This is a genomic window from Nostoc punctiforme PCC 73102, assembly GCF_000020025.1.
In the GTDB taxonomy this organism is placed as follows: Bacteria; Cyanobacteriota; Cyanobacteriia; order Cyanobacteriales; family Nostocaceae; genus Nostoc; species Nostoc punctiforme.
The window spans coordinates 5,295,924-5,311,779 of the sequence record NC_010628.1; the positions used below are offsets into that span (position 1 = coordinate 5,295,924).

Sequence of the window (15,856 nt, forward strand, 5' to 3'; positions counted from 1 at the left end):
ATACCTAGTAGCTAAAGTTATCCCCTTTTGACAAGCCAAAAGGGGAAAATTGCGCGCTTATATATTGAAGGAGTGTAGTAGACCTAATTTACACTGGTTCTAAGAAACTTGATGAGGCAGTTTCTTACTTTGTTTCCTATTCTTTGCACTGCGTAGCCTAAACCCAAGCTTATTGGCTTATGAAAACGGGAAATTAGAAATCTTTTTCTCTCCCTAATACACACTTACGGTGTATACACAAGTCTTAAAGACTTAGCTTAATGCGGTTTCGCTCGTTCCCATACGGAGTATAGGAGCGAGAGAAACCCACTTTTTTTGGTTGGAAACTTGCTCAATAAAAATAATTTAACTAAATATTTTACTAAAAGCTTACCTATTCTTAAACTTGCACAACTAAAGTAGCAGATAAACAACTGAAAAGAATGAGTATCTATATAACTCATAGATACTTAAAACAAGAAGTTGTTTCAATGAAAAGATTTTGAGTTAGTCTCTAGCTCTCATGGCTAAAAATACACGTAATTAAATACACAGGTGGATTTTGTTTTATACAAATTATTAGAGTTTCTTAATCATTTTAAATATCGAGATTCCCTGATAATTATGTAGTTACGGTTAATGATATATTCTACAACTCCTACTTCAAACTCTTCTGCCGTGTCAAATAGCTCTGCTTTAAGCGGACGATTGTCCCAGCAGATATTTACCCGTAGGGAAATAATTCCACTTCAAAATGACGTACTTTGGCGTATTGAATACGGTGCAGTTCGTACCTTAACATGGGGTGAAGATGGAACATTCATCACTCTTGGTTATTGGGGATTAGGGGATCTGATTGGCTATCCTTTATCTAGGGTCAAGCCCTACCAAATTGAATGTCTCACAGGCGTGGAAGTAAGCATTGTACCGCCTCATTTGTGGCATCAAGATATTAATGCTTTGTTGTCCCATATTCAACAGGCAGAGGATCTACTAAGTATTGTGCATCGAAAACCAATTTCGCTGCGCTTATGGCAATTTTTGGTGTGGTTAAGTGAAAAATTTGGACGTGATGTAGATAAGGGCAAGCTAATTGATTTAAATGTTACCCATCAAGATATTGCTGAAGTATTAAATACGACGCGAGTAACAGTTACCCGACTTTTACAGCAATTGGAAGAAGAAGGAACAGTTCTACGCCACAAACGCCGCATTATTTTGCGTTTACCCAATAAATTAATTAAAAATTATGGTTCAGCAGTATGTTAGCTGAATTGCTTGTAAGATTCACAGAATGTAATGTATAATCTTATCTGTGATTGTGTGTGGAATTCCCAAAAGTAAAGTGTTATAAGCGTTTTACAGTGTTCGGGTTATTTAGGTGTGAGTGAGAGTAAAAACATGACAAAACGATTCTGGAATCTTTTTAAGGTTAGTCCAGTTATTGTAGCTGCGACATTTTTTGTTGCGAATAGCGCTCTAGCTGCTGAAGTCAACGAACAAGTAACAAATGCTGCCCAGTTATCTGAAGCTCAAGACTCTAATGATATGAGTCAGGTAACATCAGTTTCGCAATTTTCAGATGTGCAACCCACAGATTGGGCATTCCAAGCTTTACAATCTCTAGTTGAGCGCTACGGCTGTATTGCAGGTTATCCCAACAGTACCTATCGTGGGAACCGTGCTTTGACCCGTTATGAATTTGCCGCAGGTTTGAATGCCTGTTTAGATCGGGTTAACGAACTGATTGCTACAGCTACTGCCGATTTGGTCAGCAAACAAGATTTAGCTACTTTACAGCGCTTACAAGAAGAATATTCTGCTGAATTAGCAACTCTGCGCGGTCGTGTGGATGGACTAGAAGCTCGCACTTCTGAGTTGGAAGCTAATCAGTTCTCTACTACCACCAAGTTGGTTGGAGAAGCAATTTTCGCAGTGTCTGATGTTTTTGGTGACACTAGAGCCGCTCGTGGTGGCAATCCTACTCAAGACTTGAATTCCAATACCACTTTTAGCGATCGCGTTCGTTTGAAATTGTACAGCAGTTTCACTGGTACAGACCAGTTGGAAACACGTCTAAATGCTGGCAATATCGTCTCCAATCGTGGTAATGATGCATTGGGTACTGGTACTGGTACCAATATGAGCCGCTTAGGTTTTGATGGAGATACTGGCAACAGCGTTAGCATCGATAAACTCAACTATGCTTTCAACTTGACTGATGCAGTACGTGTCAAAGTTGATGCCATTGGTGCTGAATTATACGAAAACGTTAATAACTTCAACTCTGACTTTGCAAGCTCTGGTAGAGGTGCGCTCTCACGTTATGGACGTTTCAGCCCCATATATCGCCAAGGTCAAGGTGGCAGTGGTGTAACTGTTACCTTCAACCCTAAAGGCGCTATCAGTTTAAGCGGTGCTTATCTAGCTAGAACTGCTAATGACCCTACCCTTAATAATGGGTTGTTGGATGGTGATAACGCTATCTTTGGTCAGTTATCTTTCCAACCCACCAAAGCCTTTAATATTGGTCTAACTTACGCTCGTACTTATCAAACTAATCTTGTTAACAATACTGTTAACAATAACCTTTTCCAAGGTACAGGTAGTATTTTTGCTAACAATCCCTTTGGGAATAACACTCGTACTATATCCAACAACTACGGTGTAGAAGCTACCTTCCAATTTAGCCCGACGTTAGCTATTAGTGGTTGGGGAGGTTATACAACTGCTGATGCGATTACTGGTGCTAATGCAGGTACAGATGCAGACGTTTGGTATTGGGCTGGAGCGCTTGCTTTAAAAGACTTTGGTGGCGAAGGCAACGTTTTAGGTATCATCTTTGGTCAACCACCCAAAGTTACTGGTGGTAGCATCAAAAATGTCGCTGGTAATACTACCTTCGACGACAATACCTCTTATCACTTAGAGGGTCTTTACAAGTACAAGGTTTCCGATAATATTCAGGTAACACCTGGCTTGTTGGTAATCTTCAATCCAGAACACAACGACGCTAACGACACTGAATACGTAGCTACCCTGCGTACTACTTTCTCCTTCTAAAATTGGTGATGAAATATAAATCTCAGAATTAGATAAACAAAACCCCCACTTTTAGGTGGGGTTTTGTTTAGAAAAAAATTAGCTATGTAGGATTATAATCTGGCTGATTGGATATATCTTTAGGGGGGCGATCGCTACTCCAAGCCCACCACACAGTACCACAGTGGCAATAATAGAATTCTTGCCATTTGCGACGACGGTCTTCTGTAAGTACAGGCGATCGCCGATTTAGCCAAACTTTTTCAGCTTCTCGGCTAGTTGAGTGGCAATTAGGACAGCAAAATTCATAAGCGTGTATTGCCTGATTCGTCCATTCAGGCGGGAGGGTAGCAAAAGCGTCCATATCGTTACAGTAATATCAATGGTTATCCAAAACTTTCAGGTTTTGAATTTGGGGGCAAACGGATACTATAAAATCCCGCCACACTATCAAATTGCTTTATCAATATTCTTATGGCTTTGTCTAAACTATTTACAAATAGCCATTTACAGAAATTTTTACTAATAGAATAACTATTTAGAAAGATTGCGAGAGCATCTCACAAATCAAAGGTTAACACAAATGGTAACTAAAATAATTACTATGCACATTATGGCTAATAATTAAATTTATGGAGCCAAATGTTGAAATTCGCCGTTTGTTAGATGTAATGCCTGCTTCTGGTCGGATGACGACAAAAATCGTTAGTAAGCCAGAACAGGCGAAAGTGATTGATGCGTCCTTTCCCCAACCCTGGAATCAGACGCGACCAATATATATTAATTTCGATTTATGGCGTTGCCTAGCCAAGCCGCAACGAGATTTGCTGCTGTTGCAGATGGTTAGCTGGTTGACGGGGGTGAAGTGGTTTAAACCCGACATTTATCAAGGTGTCGTGCTAGTGGGGATGTTAGGCGGCTTATTAGAAGCATCACAGTCAGATGTGGTGGGTGTAGCCATAGCTGGGGGATTAAGTGCGATCGCTGCTTTTCGGATCTGGCGTACTAATAAATCTCAAGAGTCAGAGTTAAATGCCGATGCAGCAGCAATTCGCATAGCACAACGGCGCGGTTATTCAGAAGCGGAAGCAGCGCAGCACCTATTGTTGGCAATTGAAGCGGTAGCAAAAATTGAAGGGCGTTCTGGTTTAAATTTTACTGAGTTGATTCGTTGCCAAAATCTCAGAGCGATCGCAGGCTTATCACCAGTGGGTATGCCAGAAAGTTATGATAAGTAGAACTTTTTTATCACTACAGAACCTTTTAGCCACAAATACGACTTTGTGCATTTAGCTCAAAGCTTCTAACGAAGTGCAATACATGAGCTTCCAACTAGCTGCAAAGCATGGGGCTATTCTACACTGGAATCAGAGAATGTGTGTTTAACTGACTTAGATGTAAAAAACTGGGGAGTTTTGTCATACCTTCTCGGCGTTGCTTATGAAGTGCTTACCTAGTGTGGTAAAACTTAACTTAAATTCTGTCAGTTACTAGCGGAGTTGATAGGAATGGGTACTTTAATTGTTATTGGCTTGATAGGGGTTTACGGAGGTGGCGTTTGGAAGTTTTGGAATGGATTTGGACGGACTAATTTTAATCCAACTTTGACCAATCGCATTGGTTTATCCTTGCTATGGCCAGCTTTGTTTATTACGAATCAATCCTATCGTCGAAACTTTAGAAAAGCGTTGAAGGGCTAGAGTTTAGTATTAAGCCCAACGTCATCTAAATGTGACGGTGGCATATATCTCAATATCAATCTAACCCACCAACCCCCTTCCCCTAGTAGGGGAAGGGGGTTGTCTTTGATCATCCTAAAAGGAGAGGAATTAGGGGAGGAATAAACTCGTAGTGTTCACAAGTGAAACCTGTTAACAATTGGGAAGTATTTTCGCTGATGAATTTACGAATTATTTGCCATTGGTCAGTAGATGGATTGCTGCACCTACAGCTGCACCATCAACAGCATTCCCAAGGGTATCTCTGCTATCGCCAGTAACTACGCCGGTCACTGCGCTTGCACCAGCACCGACTCCAACATCTTGACCAATGTTCCGGTGACGGCGATTGCGAGTGTTTCTTAGACCATTTGCACCATTGACGGCTGCACCAGTGACACCACCTTTGACAGCATTGCCTAATACACTACCATTTCCCCTAACGGCTCCAGTGACGACATTGGTAACAGCCCCAATACCTGCATCTCGTAGTACTTGATCGTCAGCAGCAGCCGGTTTAGCAGGAACCAAAGTTACACCAGCTAAACTTGCAGCCATGAGGCTTGGTAGAAGTGTACGTTTTAGGATTTTATTCATTGTGTTACCTTCTCAAAACATCAAACAATTGGCTAAAAACCAAAGTTACTATAGTCAGATAAAATTTGATTTTTTATCTTAACAACAAAGCAACTATTTATTGTTCGAGAACATATACATAGTCGCATTTATCAAGTCATAACGGCATCTACTGAAAGCATGAATATATATTAAGCCCTGAGAAGTCCTTGCTAATTTATTCGCTGATACTAGAGATTACACATTGACAAAATAAATCAAAAATGCGTCTTAAATTTTTTCGTATATAAAGTTTTATTTTTCATTACTGGCAAGCGATTTTTGACGAGCAGCCGTATAGGGTTTACCCTATCTATCTAAAGGTAGGTACCAAAATAATTAAACTAACTCGTCTGGGTTAATATTTAATTTTCTTAGATTAGCAGCCAGGCGCTGCGATCGCATTAAAATCCTAAATCTACAGCAATCCGGTGGGCGCAAGCAAACCCAGAAAAAGCTACTGCATTCAATCCCTGACCAGGAAAGGTACTATCCCCGACACAATAAAGTCCTGGAATGGCTGTGCGATTAAAGGGCATCTTCAATAACCCCCGCAGCTTACGCCTGGGAATTGGCCCATAACTGCCATCCTGACGACCCAAAAAGCGGCGATGGGTGCGGGGTGTGCCTACCTCTAGATAATCCAATCCAGCATCTAAGCCAGGAAAAATCTTCTCTAGGCGGTCAATAATTCGCCCAGCCGCCTCTTCTTTCTTCGCTTTGTACTCGCTTGGAGAAAGTTCTTGCCAATCATCAATCCAGTGAGGCGTGAAGGCATGAATGATGTGATATCCACTTGGCGCTAAATCTGGGTCAAGCAATGTGGGAATCGAAACAAAAATTGTCCCTTCCACTGCCGTCATCTTTTCCCAACCTTCCAGCAAAATATGATGGCACTCTGTCCCCACAGGTAAAACTGACTCTTTTACCCCTATATGTAAACTCAAGAAGCTGGGAGATTTTTGATAATTCTGTTGCCACTTTTTCTCATTAAGTGGCATTTCTTCTGCTGGTAGTAGTTGCTCAAACGTATCCCAGCGTGTGGCATTAGAAACTATGCGTTTACCCCGATATACTTTACCATTCGCCAGTTGCACACCTACCGCTTTTCCCTTTTCTGTGAGGATTTTCGTGACTCTAGCTTTGTACTGAATCTTACCCCCAGCTTTTTCTAGACCTTCCACCAGTTTTTGGGCAATTTGTCCTACTCCGCCTTTGGGATAGTTAACTCCACCATAATGCCTGTCAGAAAAGACCATTCCAGCATTAATCATTGGTGTCATGTCTGACGGAACCACCGACCAGCAATAACATTCCATATCGATAAATTTTAATAGTTTAGGATCTTTGATGTAGCGTCTGGCAAAATCCCCAGCATTTTGGGGCAGATACTTAACTAAACCGAGACACGCCAAAGGATGCTGAAAAAATACCCGCAGTAAATACCAAGGTTCTTCCAACGACAGTAAATCCATGCTGTTGAGACACTTGAATACTTTTTGGCATTCGTCATAAAAGCGACGAATCCCTTTTTCTTCATGGGGAAAATGAGCAATAAGATTTTGCAAAAATTTTTCATAAACCCGGTCAACCTTCAGGTCTAAACCTTGGGGTAGATGATAGTGAATCTGCACCGGATCTGCGATCGCATCTTGGCTAACATTCACAGCTGTCAAAGCACGGGTGAGTAAGTTTGTAGTGCCGTTTTGTCCTAGCCCAAAAATCATCGATGCACCAACATCAAATCGGTAGCCTTGGCGTTCAAAATAACCTGCGCTACCACCTGGAATCAAATAACGTTCCAGCACCAGCACTTTTGCCCCCTTAGCCGCTAGTTGGGTCGCTGTTACTAACCCACCAATACCAGACCCAATCACGATTGCGTCATTTGTCATTTGTTCTTTGTCCTTTGTCATTTGTACTGAGCGTATCGCTAAAGCCAAAGCTCCGCTAACGCGTAGCCTCTCGTAGAGAAGTATTTGTCCTTTGTCTAGAGTCAATGAATATTTAATTTAACTAAGACTAATGACCAAGGACAAATGACCAATGACCAATGACCAATCAAAAAAAAGAGGGACGAGCCTGCTACTGCTGGCTAATCCCGTCTGCCGATCCTTAAAAGAGAGGAGAACACTGGATAATAATATAGCTTTGATTGAGAATAGATGTCAACAGCTAATGAAAAACTTTGTCAATAAATCGGAGAGTATTAATTTTAGCTGTCAGCCGGATGCAGGAAAGAGTATTATGGTGTTTCAGTTCTTGTACAATAAAAAGTCGCCTATTTCTGGCTATGACGCTACAATTGCGCGTTTATGTTCCACCCCATCCCCTGATCAAACACTGGCTGGCAGTCGCCCGTGATGCAGGCACGCCTTCAGTATTATTTCGCAGCGCCATGACTGAGTTGGGAAGATGGCTGACTTATGAAGCTGCGCGAGACTGGTTGCCGACCCAAGAAACAGCAGTGCAGACTCCTTTGGATACCTGTCCAGCAACTGTGATCGATCCGCAAATACCAGTAGCAGTAGTACCGATTCTGCGGGCTGGACTAGGATTGCTTGAAGGAGCGCAGACTTTATTACCTTTAGCATCGGTTTATCATCTTGGCTTGGCGCGAGATGAAGAAACACTGCAACCTCATTGTTATCTAAACAAGTTGCCAGAAAAATTTGACCCCCAAACACGAGTGTTAATTACCGATCCCATGTTGGCAACAGGAGGGTCGATTATGGCTACAATGGCAGAATTAACACAACGGGGTGCCGATCCTTCCCTGACCCGGATTGTTTGCGTAGTGGCGGCTCCACCAGCTTTGCAAAAACTGAGTGAAGCTTATCCAGGTTTAATCGTTTACACCGCTACTATTGACGAAAAACTCAACAGTAAGGGGTTTATTGTACCGGGATTAGGAGATGCAGGCGATCGCACATTTGGGACTTAAGCTAGTATGCAGCTAGGGCATATAAAGATAGCATAACTACTGTAAAAGTTGCAAGGTTTGTTGAAGGCGGTAAAGATATGAGTCAACGAGATGGTTTTAGCAGTGGTTTTTTAGCAGGGGCCTTTGTCGGTGGCGTATTTGGCGGTGTTATCGGCGCACTGATTGCTTCTCGACGCAATCCAGAATTGGTAGCAGACGACGAGGTAGAACTGACGGATAGCCAAGTCGAAGCAAAGAAAATAGCAGCAAAGCGCCGTCAGATGAAAGCCTCAGAGACTGAGAGCATCGGCATAGAAACAGCTAGGCGATCGCTAGAAGATAAAATTGCCCAGCTAAATGCCACAATTGATGATGTGCGAAAGCAGCTAGGAAATGTAAATGGTGATTCACCCCAAGCCAGCAAGGATCGCACCCTCACTAAAGACTCCTGAAATTAGTTCAGGCGTGGTGAAAATGTCTTGTGTGGCCAGTGGTAAATCTGCAAACTCCATGACATAGACTAAATTAAAATTAGAAAGACAAGACCGCGTTTGACACTTAGTAGGAAACCAAGCCATCTATGAGTTTACTGATTACCACACTAGTTACCTTTGTCACCTTTTATAGCTATTTACTAATTATCCGGGTTTTGTTGACCTGGTTCCCGACAATCAACTGGTATAACCAGCCATTTGCCGCTTTAGCCCAGATCAGCGATCCTTATTTGAATCTATTCCGCTCAATTATTCCCCCATTGGGCGGCATGGATTTTTCTCCGATCTTAGCTTTCTTAGCACTCAACTTAGCTGGCGATCTTCTGAGAACCTTAGCTCGTTTGCCATTCGCGCAAGGATTTTGATTGCTACCCCAATAAAAACTTTTGTAGAGGCGCAAATTTTAATTCACGCCTCTACAATTTTTATTGCGTCTATAATACTGACTGGAAAACTTCTTCTTGTGCGGACTAACGCACCGACTCCTAAATCTCAAATCTAAAATTGGTAAGGTAAAAATCTTTTAATTTGTATCCGCCAAAAATAAATTTCTTGTGGGGTGGGCATTAGTTATGCAAATTAAATGCCTTACCTACGCACTTGACCACTAAATCCAGCAGCCTTAAACTGCTTTAGCTTCAACGGAGTCGGTTGATTTGCTGGTACAGTAATTCTCAGTTGAAAATCGCTAATCCCTGGCGGCACTTCAGTAATAGAACCTAATCGAGTGCGGTTTTGCATCACTGAGTCATTGTTGGCATCATAGATGCGTCCAAAAATATCTGCGTCGTAGACTGTTTTGTTAGTGCCATTTTCTGCTTTGCCAATGACAATAAAACAATTGGCAGCCGCACTACCACTACTTATAACAGCCCCTTGTGCCAGTTCTGGTGGACAATCTTTATAAGAAACATCAAATAATTTAATCTGTGTCAAAGCTATAGCAGGGGGAGTAATCACCCACGATAGCAAGGCGATGAGACAGGAAATAAAAACGACCGTGAGTGACCGCAACCGCATACAAGACCCCGTTACTTAATCCAAAAATATGTAACTTATAACCTCAGCTTACCTGAATTTAAGTACAACAGGATTGAAGACTTTAATTTAACCTTTTGTACCCACTCTTATCAGAGGTAGGATTCTTGTGATATCCGCATAGGAGTCATCAAAACTCCCCTACACACTCTAGAAAAAGTAATAATTAGGGAAATAAACCCTCAATTGCGATTAACTTATGACACCAGATGAGATTGAAGCATCTATGCTCGCAGCCTTTAATGATTGTGATGCAGCAAGCTGTCCTCTCACTGACACGCAGAAACAGATTTTACTGCAAGTGGTCGAGCAAATTCAGGGGAATTCTACCTCTAAGGCATCAGATATTGCTAATCCTTTAGACGAACTTACACCAGAGGAGTTAGAAGCATTTTTACAGTTTGTTAAAGATGAAGAACAGCGCAACCGCACTTGGAAAGTGCAATTACTTAATGACTGGCTGCTAGAAAATGACTCTGGAACAGTACAATTTATCCGGGAACGCTATGGTTTACAGTGGCTGAACCGTGTTGAGTCATGCCATTTTGATAAGTATTCTTATTTTGAGGATGCACTAAAGTTAAGAGTAGGCGATCGCATTGAAGTTTCCAATGCACTATGGGAATGGGTGCAAAAAGATGGGCCTTGTAAGCGCGAATGGTTTCCTTGTATGGTGATTAAGGTCGAGGAAATTAGCAACGGTGATGATTCCTCTACTAACTGCGTCGTCCGCTTCTTCAACGGCGCTGAGTATGAAATTCAAGGAATCTACGAATGGAATCGCTATAACTGGCGTTGGCCGCAGAAGAGGAGTGCTGAGTAAATCTTATTGAGTCTTTGATACTCGTTAATGAGCCTTTGAACTCCATTAATGAGCCTTTGAACTCCGTTAATGAGCCTTTGAACTCCGTTAACGAGTCTTTATGCTCTTATTGATGCTGTACGTTGATGAAATTATTTCTTGAACAAAGCCCAAGCTAAAAACCTCTCGGTATTATATAACGCTAATTGATTGCTCACACCGTTGAAAACTGCATCAAAAGCGTGTTCTGCCCAAGGAATTTGTAGAAAAACCGCAGTATTGCCAGAGTTATGTAACCTTTCATACATTTGTCTGCCAAATCGTGCTTCCACCAAATGGTCACGACTGCCGTAAATTAATAAAGTTGGTGGTAAAGGGTGCGTCAAGTAATTTATGGGTGAAGCAATTTTATACTGATTAGGCAATTCTTCTAATGAACCACCGAGAAATGCCTTTAAAACAGCGCGGGTGTTGATAGGATCGGGAACTGGTGGCGTTTTGTATCCTTCAGGCAAGTTAACAGGCCCGTAATAGTTAATTACAGCCCGAATGGGTGGTGCATCTGGTTGATAAGCCGCTAGCATTGCTAGGTGCGCTCCCGCAGAACGTCCTATAAGCACCATACGTTCTGGATCGGCTTCATAAGTTGCTGCATTTTTGCGAATAAAATTTAAGGCTGTACGCACATCATCTAACTGAGTTGGAAACTGATATTTAGGTGCGTGTCGATAGTCGATCGCAAATACTGTATATCCCTGATGAGCGATATATTGATTAAACTCAGAATTGGCCTGAGGGTTTCCATATTGCCAAGCTCCACCATAAATTACTACCACTGCTGGATATTTCCCTACCTGTGGGGGCTGGTAAACTTCCATTTTTAAAGGCATTACCGCAGGAGAAGCAAAAAGAATATCTTTTTGATGACGAGTTTTTCCTAATTGAATACCCCCGAAAAAATTAACTAAGTTAAAGGGATGAGTTTGCATTTTAGCCCTTACTTGGACTGGAATCTGCTCTAGATAGTCTGTTCCCAAACCTTGCTTCATTGCTTTATCCATCTGCATTTGAGTTAGGGGAATATTCGCCAGCACCCATGCACAAATTAGCAATCCTATTGAACTAAAAATGGAAGTTAAACGCCGTATTCTATAGCGACGGATGCAGAGAAAAGAAAGCAATAAAGAGAATAAATTTAATAACAATAACCAAGGACTGACTTCTGGCGCTCCTACTGCTAGCGTGAGTAAAGACATATTTGGAGCCGGAAGAAGAATCCAAGAACTGAGAAACAGACTTGTAAAACTTAGTAAGAATACAAGCCATGAAAAAACTATTTTGGGGTTAAGAAACATATATCAAATAGCAGTAATAACGACTCGAAAAAAGTACACTTTATCTGCCAACGCTGCGGTTTCAATAGTTAAATCATGTCGAATCATATTACTTTTACTTTGAGGATGTACTAAAGCTGAGATTAGGCGATCGCATTCAAGTTTTTAATGCAGTGTAGGAATGAGTACTATAAGATGAACCCTTTGGGCGGGAATGGTTTGCCTGAATGTTTCTTCAGGTTACTGAAATTAGCGATCGCGATGGTTCCTCTATCAATTGCCTCGTCTGCTTATACAACGGCGCTGAGTAAGGAATTCAAGGCATCTACGAATAAAATCACTACAATTAGTGCTGGTTGCAGAAGTAGTGAGGGCATGATCTTAACGAATAATTATTAAAAAGTACATCCTTTGCCCTTCACAATTTTTTCTGAGTGCTGCTAATCCCTAATGATTTCAATTCTAAGATTGGGTAATCCTTCTACTGTGCTAAGGTCGGTAACGTCTGTATCTCCTATAAATAATTCCGTAAGATTAGGAAGGTTAGCAAGTGGACTAAGGTCGCTGATAGGTGTATTTGGATGGAATAAACTATTACGTTCAAATGGCATTTCCAATGTACCTAAATATAGTTTACGTAAGTTTTTAAGATTAACAAGAGGACTGAAATCACTAATCTCATCTTCAAGAATATTTAAGCTTTCTAAATTAGTAAGGTTAGTTAGTAAACCTAAATCGCTGATACCTATTGTCACTAGACTAAGAGTAGTAAGCTGAGTCAGGGTCTTTAGAAATTGACAATCTATAGCTTTATTTTTATTAAAAATTCCCAAGCTAACTAAATTTGACATCTTCACTAAAGGACTCAAATCTCTTATTTCAGTTTGATCTAAAATAAGGCTAGAGAGACTAGAAAGATTGCACAATTGGCTAATGTCATTAATTTTAATACCACTTAAGTCTAGATAAGTCAGATTAGAAAGAAACCATAAGTATAATTACAAAATATTATTTAATTTTCAATGTAATTTATACAAAGCTGAATTAAACTTTTTTCGCCATAACTTAAGAACAAATTAAGCAATACGATGTGTTATTTATTGCTGGGCAACGACATAGCACTAAAATGCAGACCCAAACTAAGGTATGGTTTTGGAAAGTAAATTAATACTTGATGGATAATATTTATCCAAGTGGTGATGCCTATAGACAAGTCGCTTCTCTACAAGACGCTGTGCGGAGGCATCGTCGCATTTACTCTCTGCCCAAAAGTGTACATAAACCAGAAACAGAAGTATTATTAAACACTTCTGTTGATGAAAGCACGATCAATATTCTTACTTGAATCGTGCCCCAGCACCCAAATAATTTGGCGTAACCTGAAAGCCAGAAATGCTAGAGAAGCGGTGTATGAGTTTTGGAATACCTTATTTCCCTAAACCAAGTTGATTTAGTAAAGCTTGGCGCATCACTTCTACAGGTATATTTTCCTGCTGCAACCAAATTTTTAATGCTGCTACCCCTTGCTGGACTAGCATTTCTAAGCCATCGATCGCAATTGCACCTTGTTTTTGAGCAAGCTCTAGAAATTGCGTCGGTTTAGGGATATATATTAAATCGTAAGCGATCGCACCCGTTGGTAAATTCGCTATTTCCTCTATACTCAAAGGCGACTCATCAACCTTGGGATACATCCCTATGGGGGTTGTGTTTACCAGCAGATTAGCTTGGGGAATTAGCTTTGAAAGTTCCTCCCATTGGTGAACTTGCAAATTTTCACTTATAGGTGAATTGCTCCAACTATCGCGGAATTCTTGTAATCTCTGCACATTCCGCCCAACAACATGAATTTTGGCAAAACCTAGTTGGTGACAACCTGCTACAACTGCTCTCGCTGCGCCACCATTACCTAAAATTACCGCTACCTTCTGACTCCAATCTTGCTTATAGGTTGTCTGCAAAGGGGCGATAAATCCTTCTATATCTGTGTTTGTCCCCACCCATTGGTTATTTTGGCGACTAACAGTATTCACAGCCCCTATCATTTGAGCAAGAGGGGTAATTTCTGAGAGCAGGGGCATGATTGCCTGTTTGTGCGGGATTGTAACACTAAAGCCGACAACACCAATAACGGCAAAGCCTGCGATCGCTACTTCTAAATTCTCTGGTGCTATGGGAAAGGGAAGATAAACATAATCTAATCCTAAATTAGCAATCGCAGCATTATGCATTGCTGGCGACAGCGAATGTTCTACCGGATGTCCAATTACCCCTAGCAGTTTGGTTTTACCCGTAATCAATTTGTCATTTGCCATTTGTCAATAAATCAGTAGTGATTTTTCCCTGCTCAATTCTTATAACGCAAGGATTCCAGTCTTTATTATCACTACATATTTACCAAATTCTTACACATCACGGGCTTTGAAAAAATTGTAAATGGCAAGCGCAATAGCTATAAGTAATACTGCATGAATTAAATTTCCAGCAATATGAAGTACTAATCCTAATGCCCAAAAAGCAACCAGTACAACAACAATACCCCAAAGTATACCTAACATATATTTACTTTTAGGAAAGTGATTTTTATTTGTTCACATATTTTATCGTCTAACTTGAGTTTTATCCTATTTACCTTAAGATAGATTGGGAAATTCAAATCATCTTTCTTAAGAAGTAATTTGAAAGCATTTATTGTTTTTGAATAGCTAGATTTATATACTTATACCATACATACAGGAGCAGCACTTTCAAAATTCAAAATTCAAAATTACAATCCCCATAAATAATTTTAGGCGCTTGTATCCTTTTCTTCTCAGGTCAAGGCTCAAGGGTCAAAAGTCAAAAGCTAACCCTCTGCTCTACACTACAATTATTAAAAGCTACTTAACAATTCTTTGAATCATGCAGGCAACTACAGCCCCCTCTACAACCCCAATTCCTGGTAAATATTGGCAGTGGCGCGGGCACAACGTTTACTATGTGCGTGCGGGAGAGAAGCAAGCGCAACGTCCGCCGTTGCTTTTGGTACATGGATTTGGTGCTTCCACAGACCACTGGCGCAAGAATATCACCGGATTGTGTCAAGATTTTGAAGTATTTGCGATCGATCTTTTAGGATTTGGGCGATCGGCAAAACCAAAATTGCAGTACAGTGGCGACTTGTGGCGCAACCAACTCCATGATTTTATCAGTGAAGTAATTGGTCAAAAAGCAGTATTAGCGGGTAATTCCCTTGGTGGCTACGCTGGCTTGTGTGTTGCAGCACAGCGTCCTGACAGTGCTGCTGGTTTAGTTTTGCTCAATAGCGCCGGGCCTTTTAGCGAAAGGCAGCCTACATCTGAGCCTGAAGCTTTACAATCAGAAATTCAGGTTCCCAAACAATCGGCTAATTTGCAAAAACTTCTTGGTGACGGCACTAAGTGGATTTTTCAACAACCTTTAGCGCAGTTTTTGTTATTTCAGTACGTGCGACAACGTTGGGTAATTCGCCAAACTCTAGAAAAAGTTTATCTTGACAAGAGTGCCATTACAGACCAATTAATAGAAGAAATTTCTCGCCCTGCTTACGATCCTGGTGCGTTGGATGTCTTTGTTTCAGTCTTTAGCACTCCTCAAGGGGAAAAAGTTGATGTGCTACTAAAGCAATTAACTTGTCCTCTATTAATGTTGTGGGGAGAAGCTGACCCTTGGATGAATGCTAGAGAACGTTCTCAAAAATTTCGTCAATATTATCCTGAACTCAGGGAACACTTTTTAACAGCCGGTCATTGTCCCCATGATGAAGTACCGGATAGAGTAAATCAACTTTTAGGCGATTGGGTTTTATCTATCAACAATTAATACTAACCTCTCACTGTCTTGAACTTTATTAAAGTCTGTCCCTCTGAGATTCCGAGAAGGATAGATTTTAG

Annotated in this window: 18 protein-coding genes; 10 read left to right on the forward strand and 8 right to left on the reverse strand. The window is 41.0% G+C overall.

The genetic code is table 11. The features are described from left to right. Positions 1-618 precede the first annotated feature (618 nt). Positions 619-1,248, forward strand: coding sequence for a Crp/Fnr family transcriptional regulator (locus tag NPUN_RS21305; protein ID WP_012410561.1), 630 nt, complete (start codon positions 619-621; stop codon positions 1,246-1,248). A gap of 132 nt (positions 1,249-1,380) precedes the next feature. Further along, positions 1,381-3,042 (forward strand): iron uptake porin, encoded by a 1,662-nt coding sequence (locus NPUN_RS21310; RefSeq protein ID WP_012410562.1) that lies wholly within the window; start codon positions 1,381-1,383, stop codon positions 3,040-3,042. A gap of 82 nt (positions 3,043-3,124) precedes the next feature. On the opposite strand, the gene NPUN_RS21315 is transcribed toward NPUN_RS21310, so the two are convergent. Further along, positions 3,125-3,385, reverse strand: coding sequence for a hypothetical protein (locus NPUN_RS21315; RefSeq protein WP_012410563.1), 261 nt, complete (start codon positions 3,383-3,385; stop codon positions 3,125-3,127). Between the two features lie 268 nt (positions 3,386-3,653). On the opposite strand from NPUN_RS21315, the gene NPUN_RS21320 reads away from it, so the two are divergent. Together NPUN_RS21320 and NPUN_RS43525 are read left to right on the forward strand one after the other, a co-directional pair. Beyond that, complete coding sequence (locus tag NPUN_RS21320) at positions 3,654-4,259, forward strand: DUF3318 domain-containing protein (RefSeq protein WP_012410564.1); 606 nt, start codon at positions 3,654-3,656, stop codon at positions 4,257-4,259. Positions 4,260-4,529: 270 nt separating this feature from the next. After that, positions 4,530-4,721, forward strand: coding sequence for a hypothetical protein (locus NPUN_RS43525; RefSeq protein WP_012410565.1), 192 nt, complete (start codon positions 4,530-4,532; stop codon positions 4,719-4,721). Between the two features lie 210 nt (positions 4,722-4,931). Here the strand turns inward: NPUN_RS43525 and NPUN_RS21330 are convergent, their stop codons facing one another. Beyond that, positions 4,932-5,336, reverse strand: a complete 405-nt coding sequence (locus NPUN_RS21330) for a hypothetical protein (RefSeq protein WP_012410566.1) — start codon at positions 5,334-5,336, stop codon at positions 4,932-4,934. Between the two features lie 422 nt (positions 5,337-5,758). Then, complete coding sequence (gene crtH, locus NPUN_RS21335) at positions 5,759-7,249, reverse strand: carotenoid isomerase (RefSeq protein WP_012410567.1); 1,491 nt, start codon at positions 7,247-7,249, stop codon at positions 5,759-5,761. A 398-nt stretch (positions 7,250-7,647) separates the two neighbouring features. Here crtH and upp point away from each other — a divergent pair, with 398 nt between their 5' ends. The 3 genes from upp to NPUN_RS21350 all read left to right on the forward strand — a co-directional run bounded on the left by upp (position 7,648) and on the right by NPUN_RS21350 (position 9,136). Next, positions 7,648-8,298, forward strand: coding sequence for a uracil phosphoribosyltransferase (gene upp / locus NPUN_RS21340; RefSeq protein WP_041566344.1), 651 nt, complete (start codon positions 7,648-7,650; stop codon positions 8,296-8,298). Between the two features lie 77 nt (positions 8,299-8,375). Beyond that, complete coding sequence (locus NPUN_RS21345; RefSeq protein WP_012410569.1) at positions 8,376-8,729, forward strand: ssl2009 family thylakoid membrane protein; 354 nt, start codon at positions 8,376-8,378, stop codon at positions 8,727-8,729. Between the two features lie 128 nt (positions 8,730-8,857). Then, complete coding sequence (locus NPUN_RS21350) at positions 8,858-9,136, forward strand: YggT family protein (RefSeq protein ID WP_012410570.1); 279 nt, start codon at positions 8,858-8,860, stop codon at positions 9,134-9,136. A 223-nt stretch (positions 9,137-9,359) separates the two neighbouring features. On the opposite strand, the gene NPUN_RS21355 is transcribed toward NPUN_RS21350, so the two are convergent. Next, a complete protein-coding gene (locus NPUN_RS21355) occupies positions 9,360-9,791 on the reverse strand; it encodes a hypothetical protein (protein WP_012410571.1) in 432 nt (143 codons plus the stop codon). A 217-nt stretch (positions 9,792-10,008) separates the two neighbouring features. Between NPUN_RS21355 and NPUN_RS21360 the strand changes: the two genes are divergently transcribed. Further along, positions 10,009-10,632 (forward strand): hypothetical protein, encoded by a 624-nt coding sequence (locus NPUN_RS21360; protein ID WP_012410572.1) that lies wholly within the window; start codon positions 10,009-10,011, stop codon positions 10,630-10,632. A 131-nt stretch (positions 10,633-10,763) separates the two neighbouring features. Here the strand turns inward: NPUN_RS21360 and NPUN_RS21365 are convergent, their stop codons facing one another. After that, a complete protein-coding gene (locus NPUN_RS21365; RefSeq protein ID WP_012410573.1) occupies positions 10,764-11,966 on the reverse strand; it encodes an alpha/beta hydrolase in 1,203 nt (400 codons plus the stop codon). A gap of 419 nt (positions 11,967-12,385) precedes the next feature. After that, positions 12,386-12,796, reverse strand: coding sequence for an internalin (locus NPUN_RS21375; RefSeq protein ID WP_012410574.1), 411 nt, complete (start codon positions 12,794-12,796; stop codon positions 12,386-12,388). A gap of 323 nt (positions 12,797-13,119) precedes the next feature. Between NPUN_RS21375 and NPUN_RS42065 the strand changes: the two genes are divergently transcribed. Continuing rightward, a complete protein-coding gene (locus NPUN_RS42065; protein WP_167315653.1) occupies positions 13,120-13,290 on the forward strand; it encodes a hypothetical protein in 171 nt (56 codons plus the stop codon). Positions 13,291-13,372: 82 nt separating this feature from the next. Here NPUN_RS42065 and NPUN_RS21380 read toward each other — a convergent pair whose 3' ends face one another. Together NPUN_RS21380 and NPUN_RS40140 are read right to left on the reverse strand one after the other, a co-directional pair. Next, a complete protein-coding gene (locus tag NPUN_RS21380) occupies positions 13,373-14,260 on the reverse strand; it encodes a shikimate dehydrogenase (RefSeq protein WP_012410575.1) in 888 nt (295 codons plus the stop codon). Positions 14,261-14,350: 90 nt separating this feature from the next. Further along, positions 14,351-14,503 carry a lmo0937 family membrane protein gene (locus tag NPUN_RS40140; RefSeq protein ID WP_012410576.1) on the reverse strand — a complete coding sequence of 51 codons (153 nt, stop codon included), beginning with the start codon at positions 14,501-14,503 and terminating at the stop codon, positions 14,351-14,353. A 343-nt stretch (positions 14,504-14,846) separates the two neighbouring features. Here NPUN_RS40140 and NPUN_RS21385 point away from each other — a divergent pair, with 343 nt between their 5' ends. After that, positions 14,847-15,785 carry an alpha/beta fold hydrolase gene (locus NPUN_RS21385; RefSeq protein WP_012410577.1) on the forward strand — a complete coding sequence of 313 codons (939 nt, stop codon included), beginning with the start codon at positions 14,847-14,849 and terminating at the stop codon, positions 15,783-15,785. The last annotated feature ends 71 nt before the right edge of the window (positions 15,786-15,856 follow it).

Coding starts and splice junctions, on each gene's coding strand:
- NPUN_RS21305 (WP_012410561.1), top strand. CDS start 619: ATGATATATTCTACAACTCCTACTTCAAACTCTTCTGCCGTGTCAAAT.
- NPUN_RS21310 (WP_012410562.1), top strand. CDS start 1,381: ATGACAAAACGATTCTGGAATCTTTTTAAGGTTAGTCCAGTTATTGTA.
- NPUN_RS21315 (WP_012410563.1), bottom strand. CDS start 3,385: ATGGACGCTTTTGCTACCCTCCCGCCTGAATGGACGAATCAGGCAATA.
- NPUN_RS21320 (WP_012410564.1), top strand. CDS start 3,654: ATGGAGCCAAATGTTGAAATTCGCCGTTTGTTAGATGTAATGCCTGCT.
- NPUN_RS43525 (WP_012410565.1), top strand. CDS start 4,530: ATGGGTACTTTAATTGTTATTGGCTTGATAGGGGTTTACGGAGGTGGC.
- NPUN_RS21330 (WP_012410566.1), bottom strand. CDS start 5,336: ATGAATAAAATCCTAAAACGTACACTTCTACCAAGCCTCATGGCTGCA.
- crtH (WP_012410567.1), bottom strand. CDS start 7,249: ATGACAAATGACGCAATCGTGATTGGGTCTGGTATTGGTGGGTTAGTA.
- upp (WP_041566344.1), top strand. CDS start 7,648: ATGACGCTACAATTGCGCGTTTATGTTCCACCCCATCCCCTGATCAAA.
- NPUN_RS21345 (WP_012410569.1), top strand. CDS start 8,376: ATGAGTCAACGAGATGGTTTTAGCAGTGGTTTTTTAGCAGGGGCCTTT.
- NPUN_RS21350 (WP_012410570.1), top strand. CDS start 8,858: ATGAGTTTACTGATTACCACACTAGTTACCTTTGTCACCTTTTATAGC.
- NPUN_RS21355 (WP_012410571.1), bottom strand. CDS start 9,791: ATGCGGTTGCGGTCACTCACGGTCGTTTTTATTTCCTGTCTCATCGCC.
- NPUN_RS21360 (WP_012410572.1), top strand. CDS start 10,009: ATGACACCAGATGAGATTGAAGCATCTATGCTCGCAGCCTTTAATGAT.
- NPUN_RS21365 (WP_012410573.1), bottom strand. CDS start 11,966: ATGTTTCTTAACCCCAAAATAGTTTTTTCATGGCTTGTATTCTTACTA.
- NPUN_RS21375 (WP_012410574.1), bottom strand. CDS start 12,796: ATGTCAAATTTAGTTAGCTTGGGAATTTTTAATAAAAATAAAGCTATA.
- NPUN_RS42065 (WP_167315653.1), top strand. CDS start 13,120: ATGGATAATATTTATCCAAGTGGTGATGCCTATAGACAAGTCGCTTCT.
- NPUN_RS21380 (WP_012410575.1), bottom strand. CDS start 14,260: ATGGCAAATGACAAATTGATTACGGGTAAAACCAAACTGCTAGGGGTA.
- NPUN_RS40140 (WP_012410576.1), bottom strand. CDS start 14,503: ATGTTAGGTATACTTTGGGGTATTGTTGTTGTACTGGTTGCTTTTTGG.
- NPUN_RS21385 (WP_012410577.1), top strand. CDS start 14,847: ATGCAGGCAACTACAGCCCCCTCTACAACCCCAATTCCTGGTAAATAT.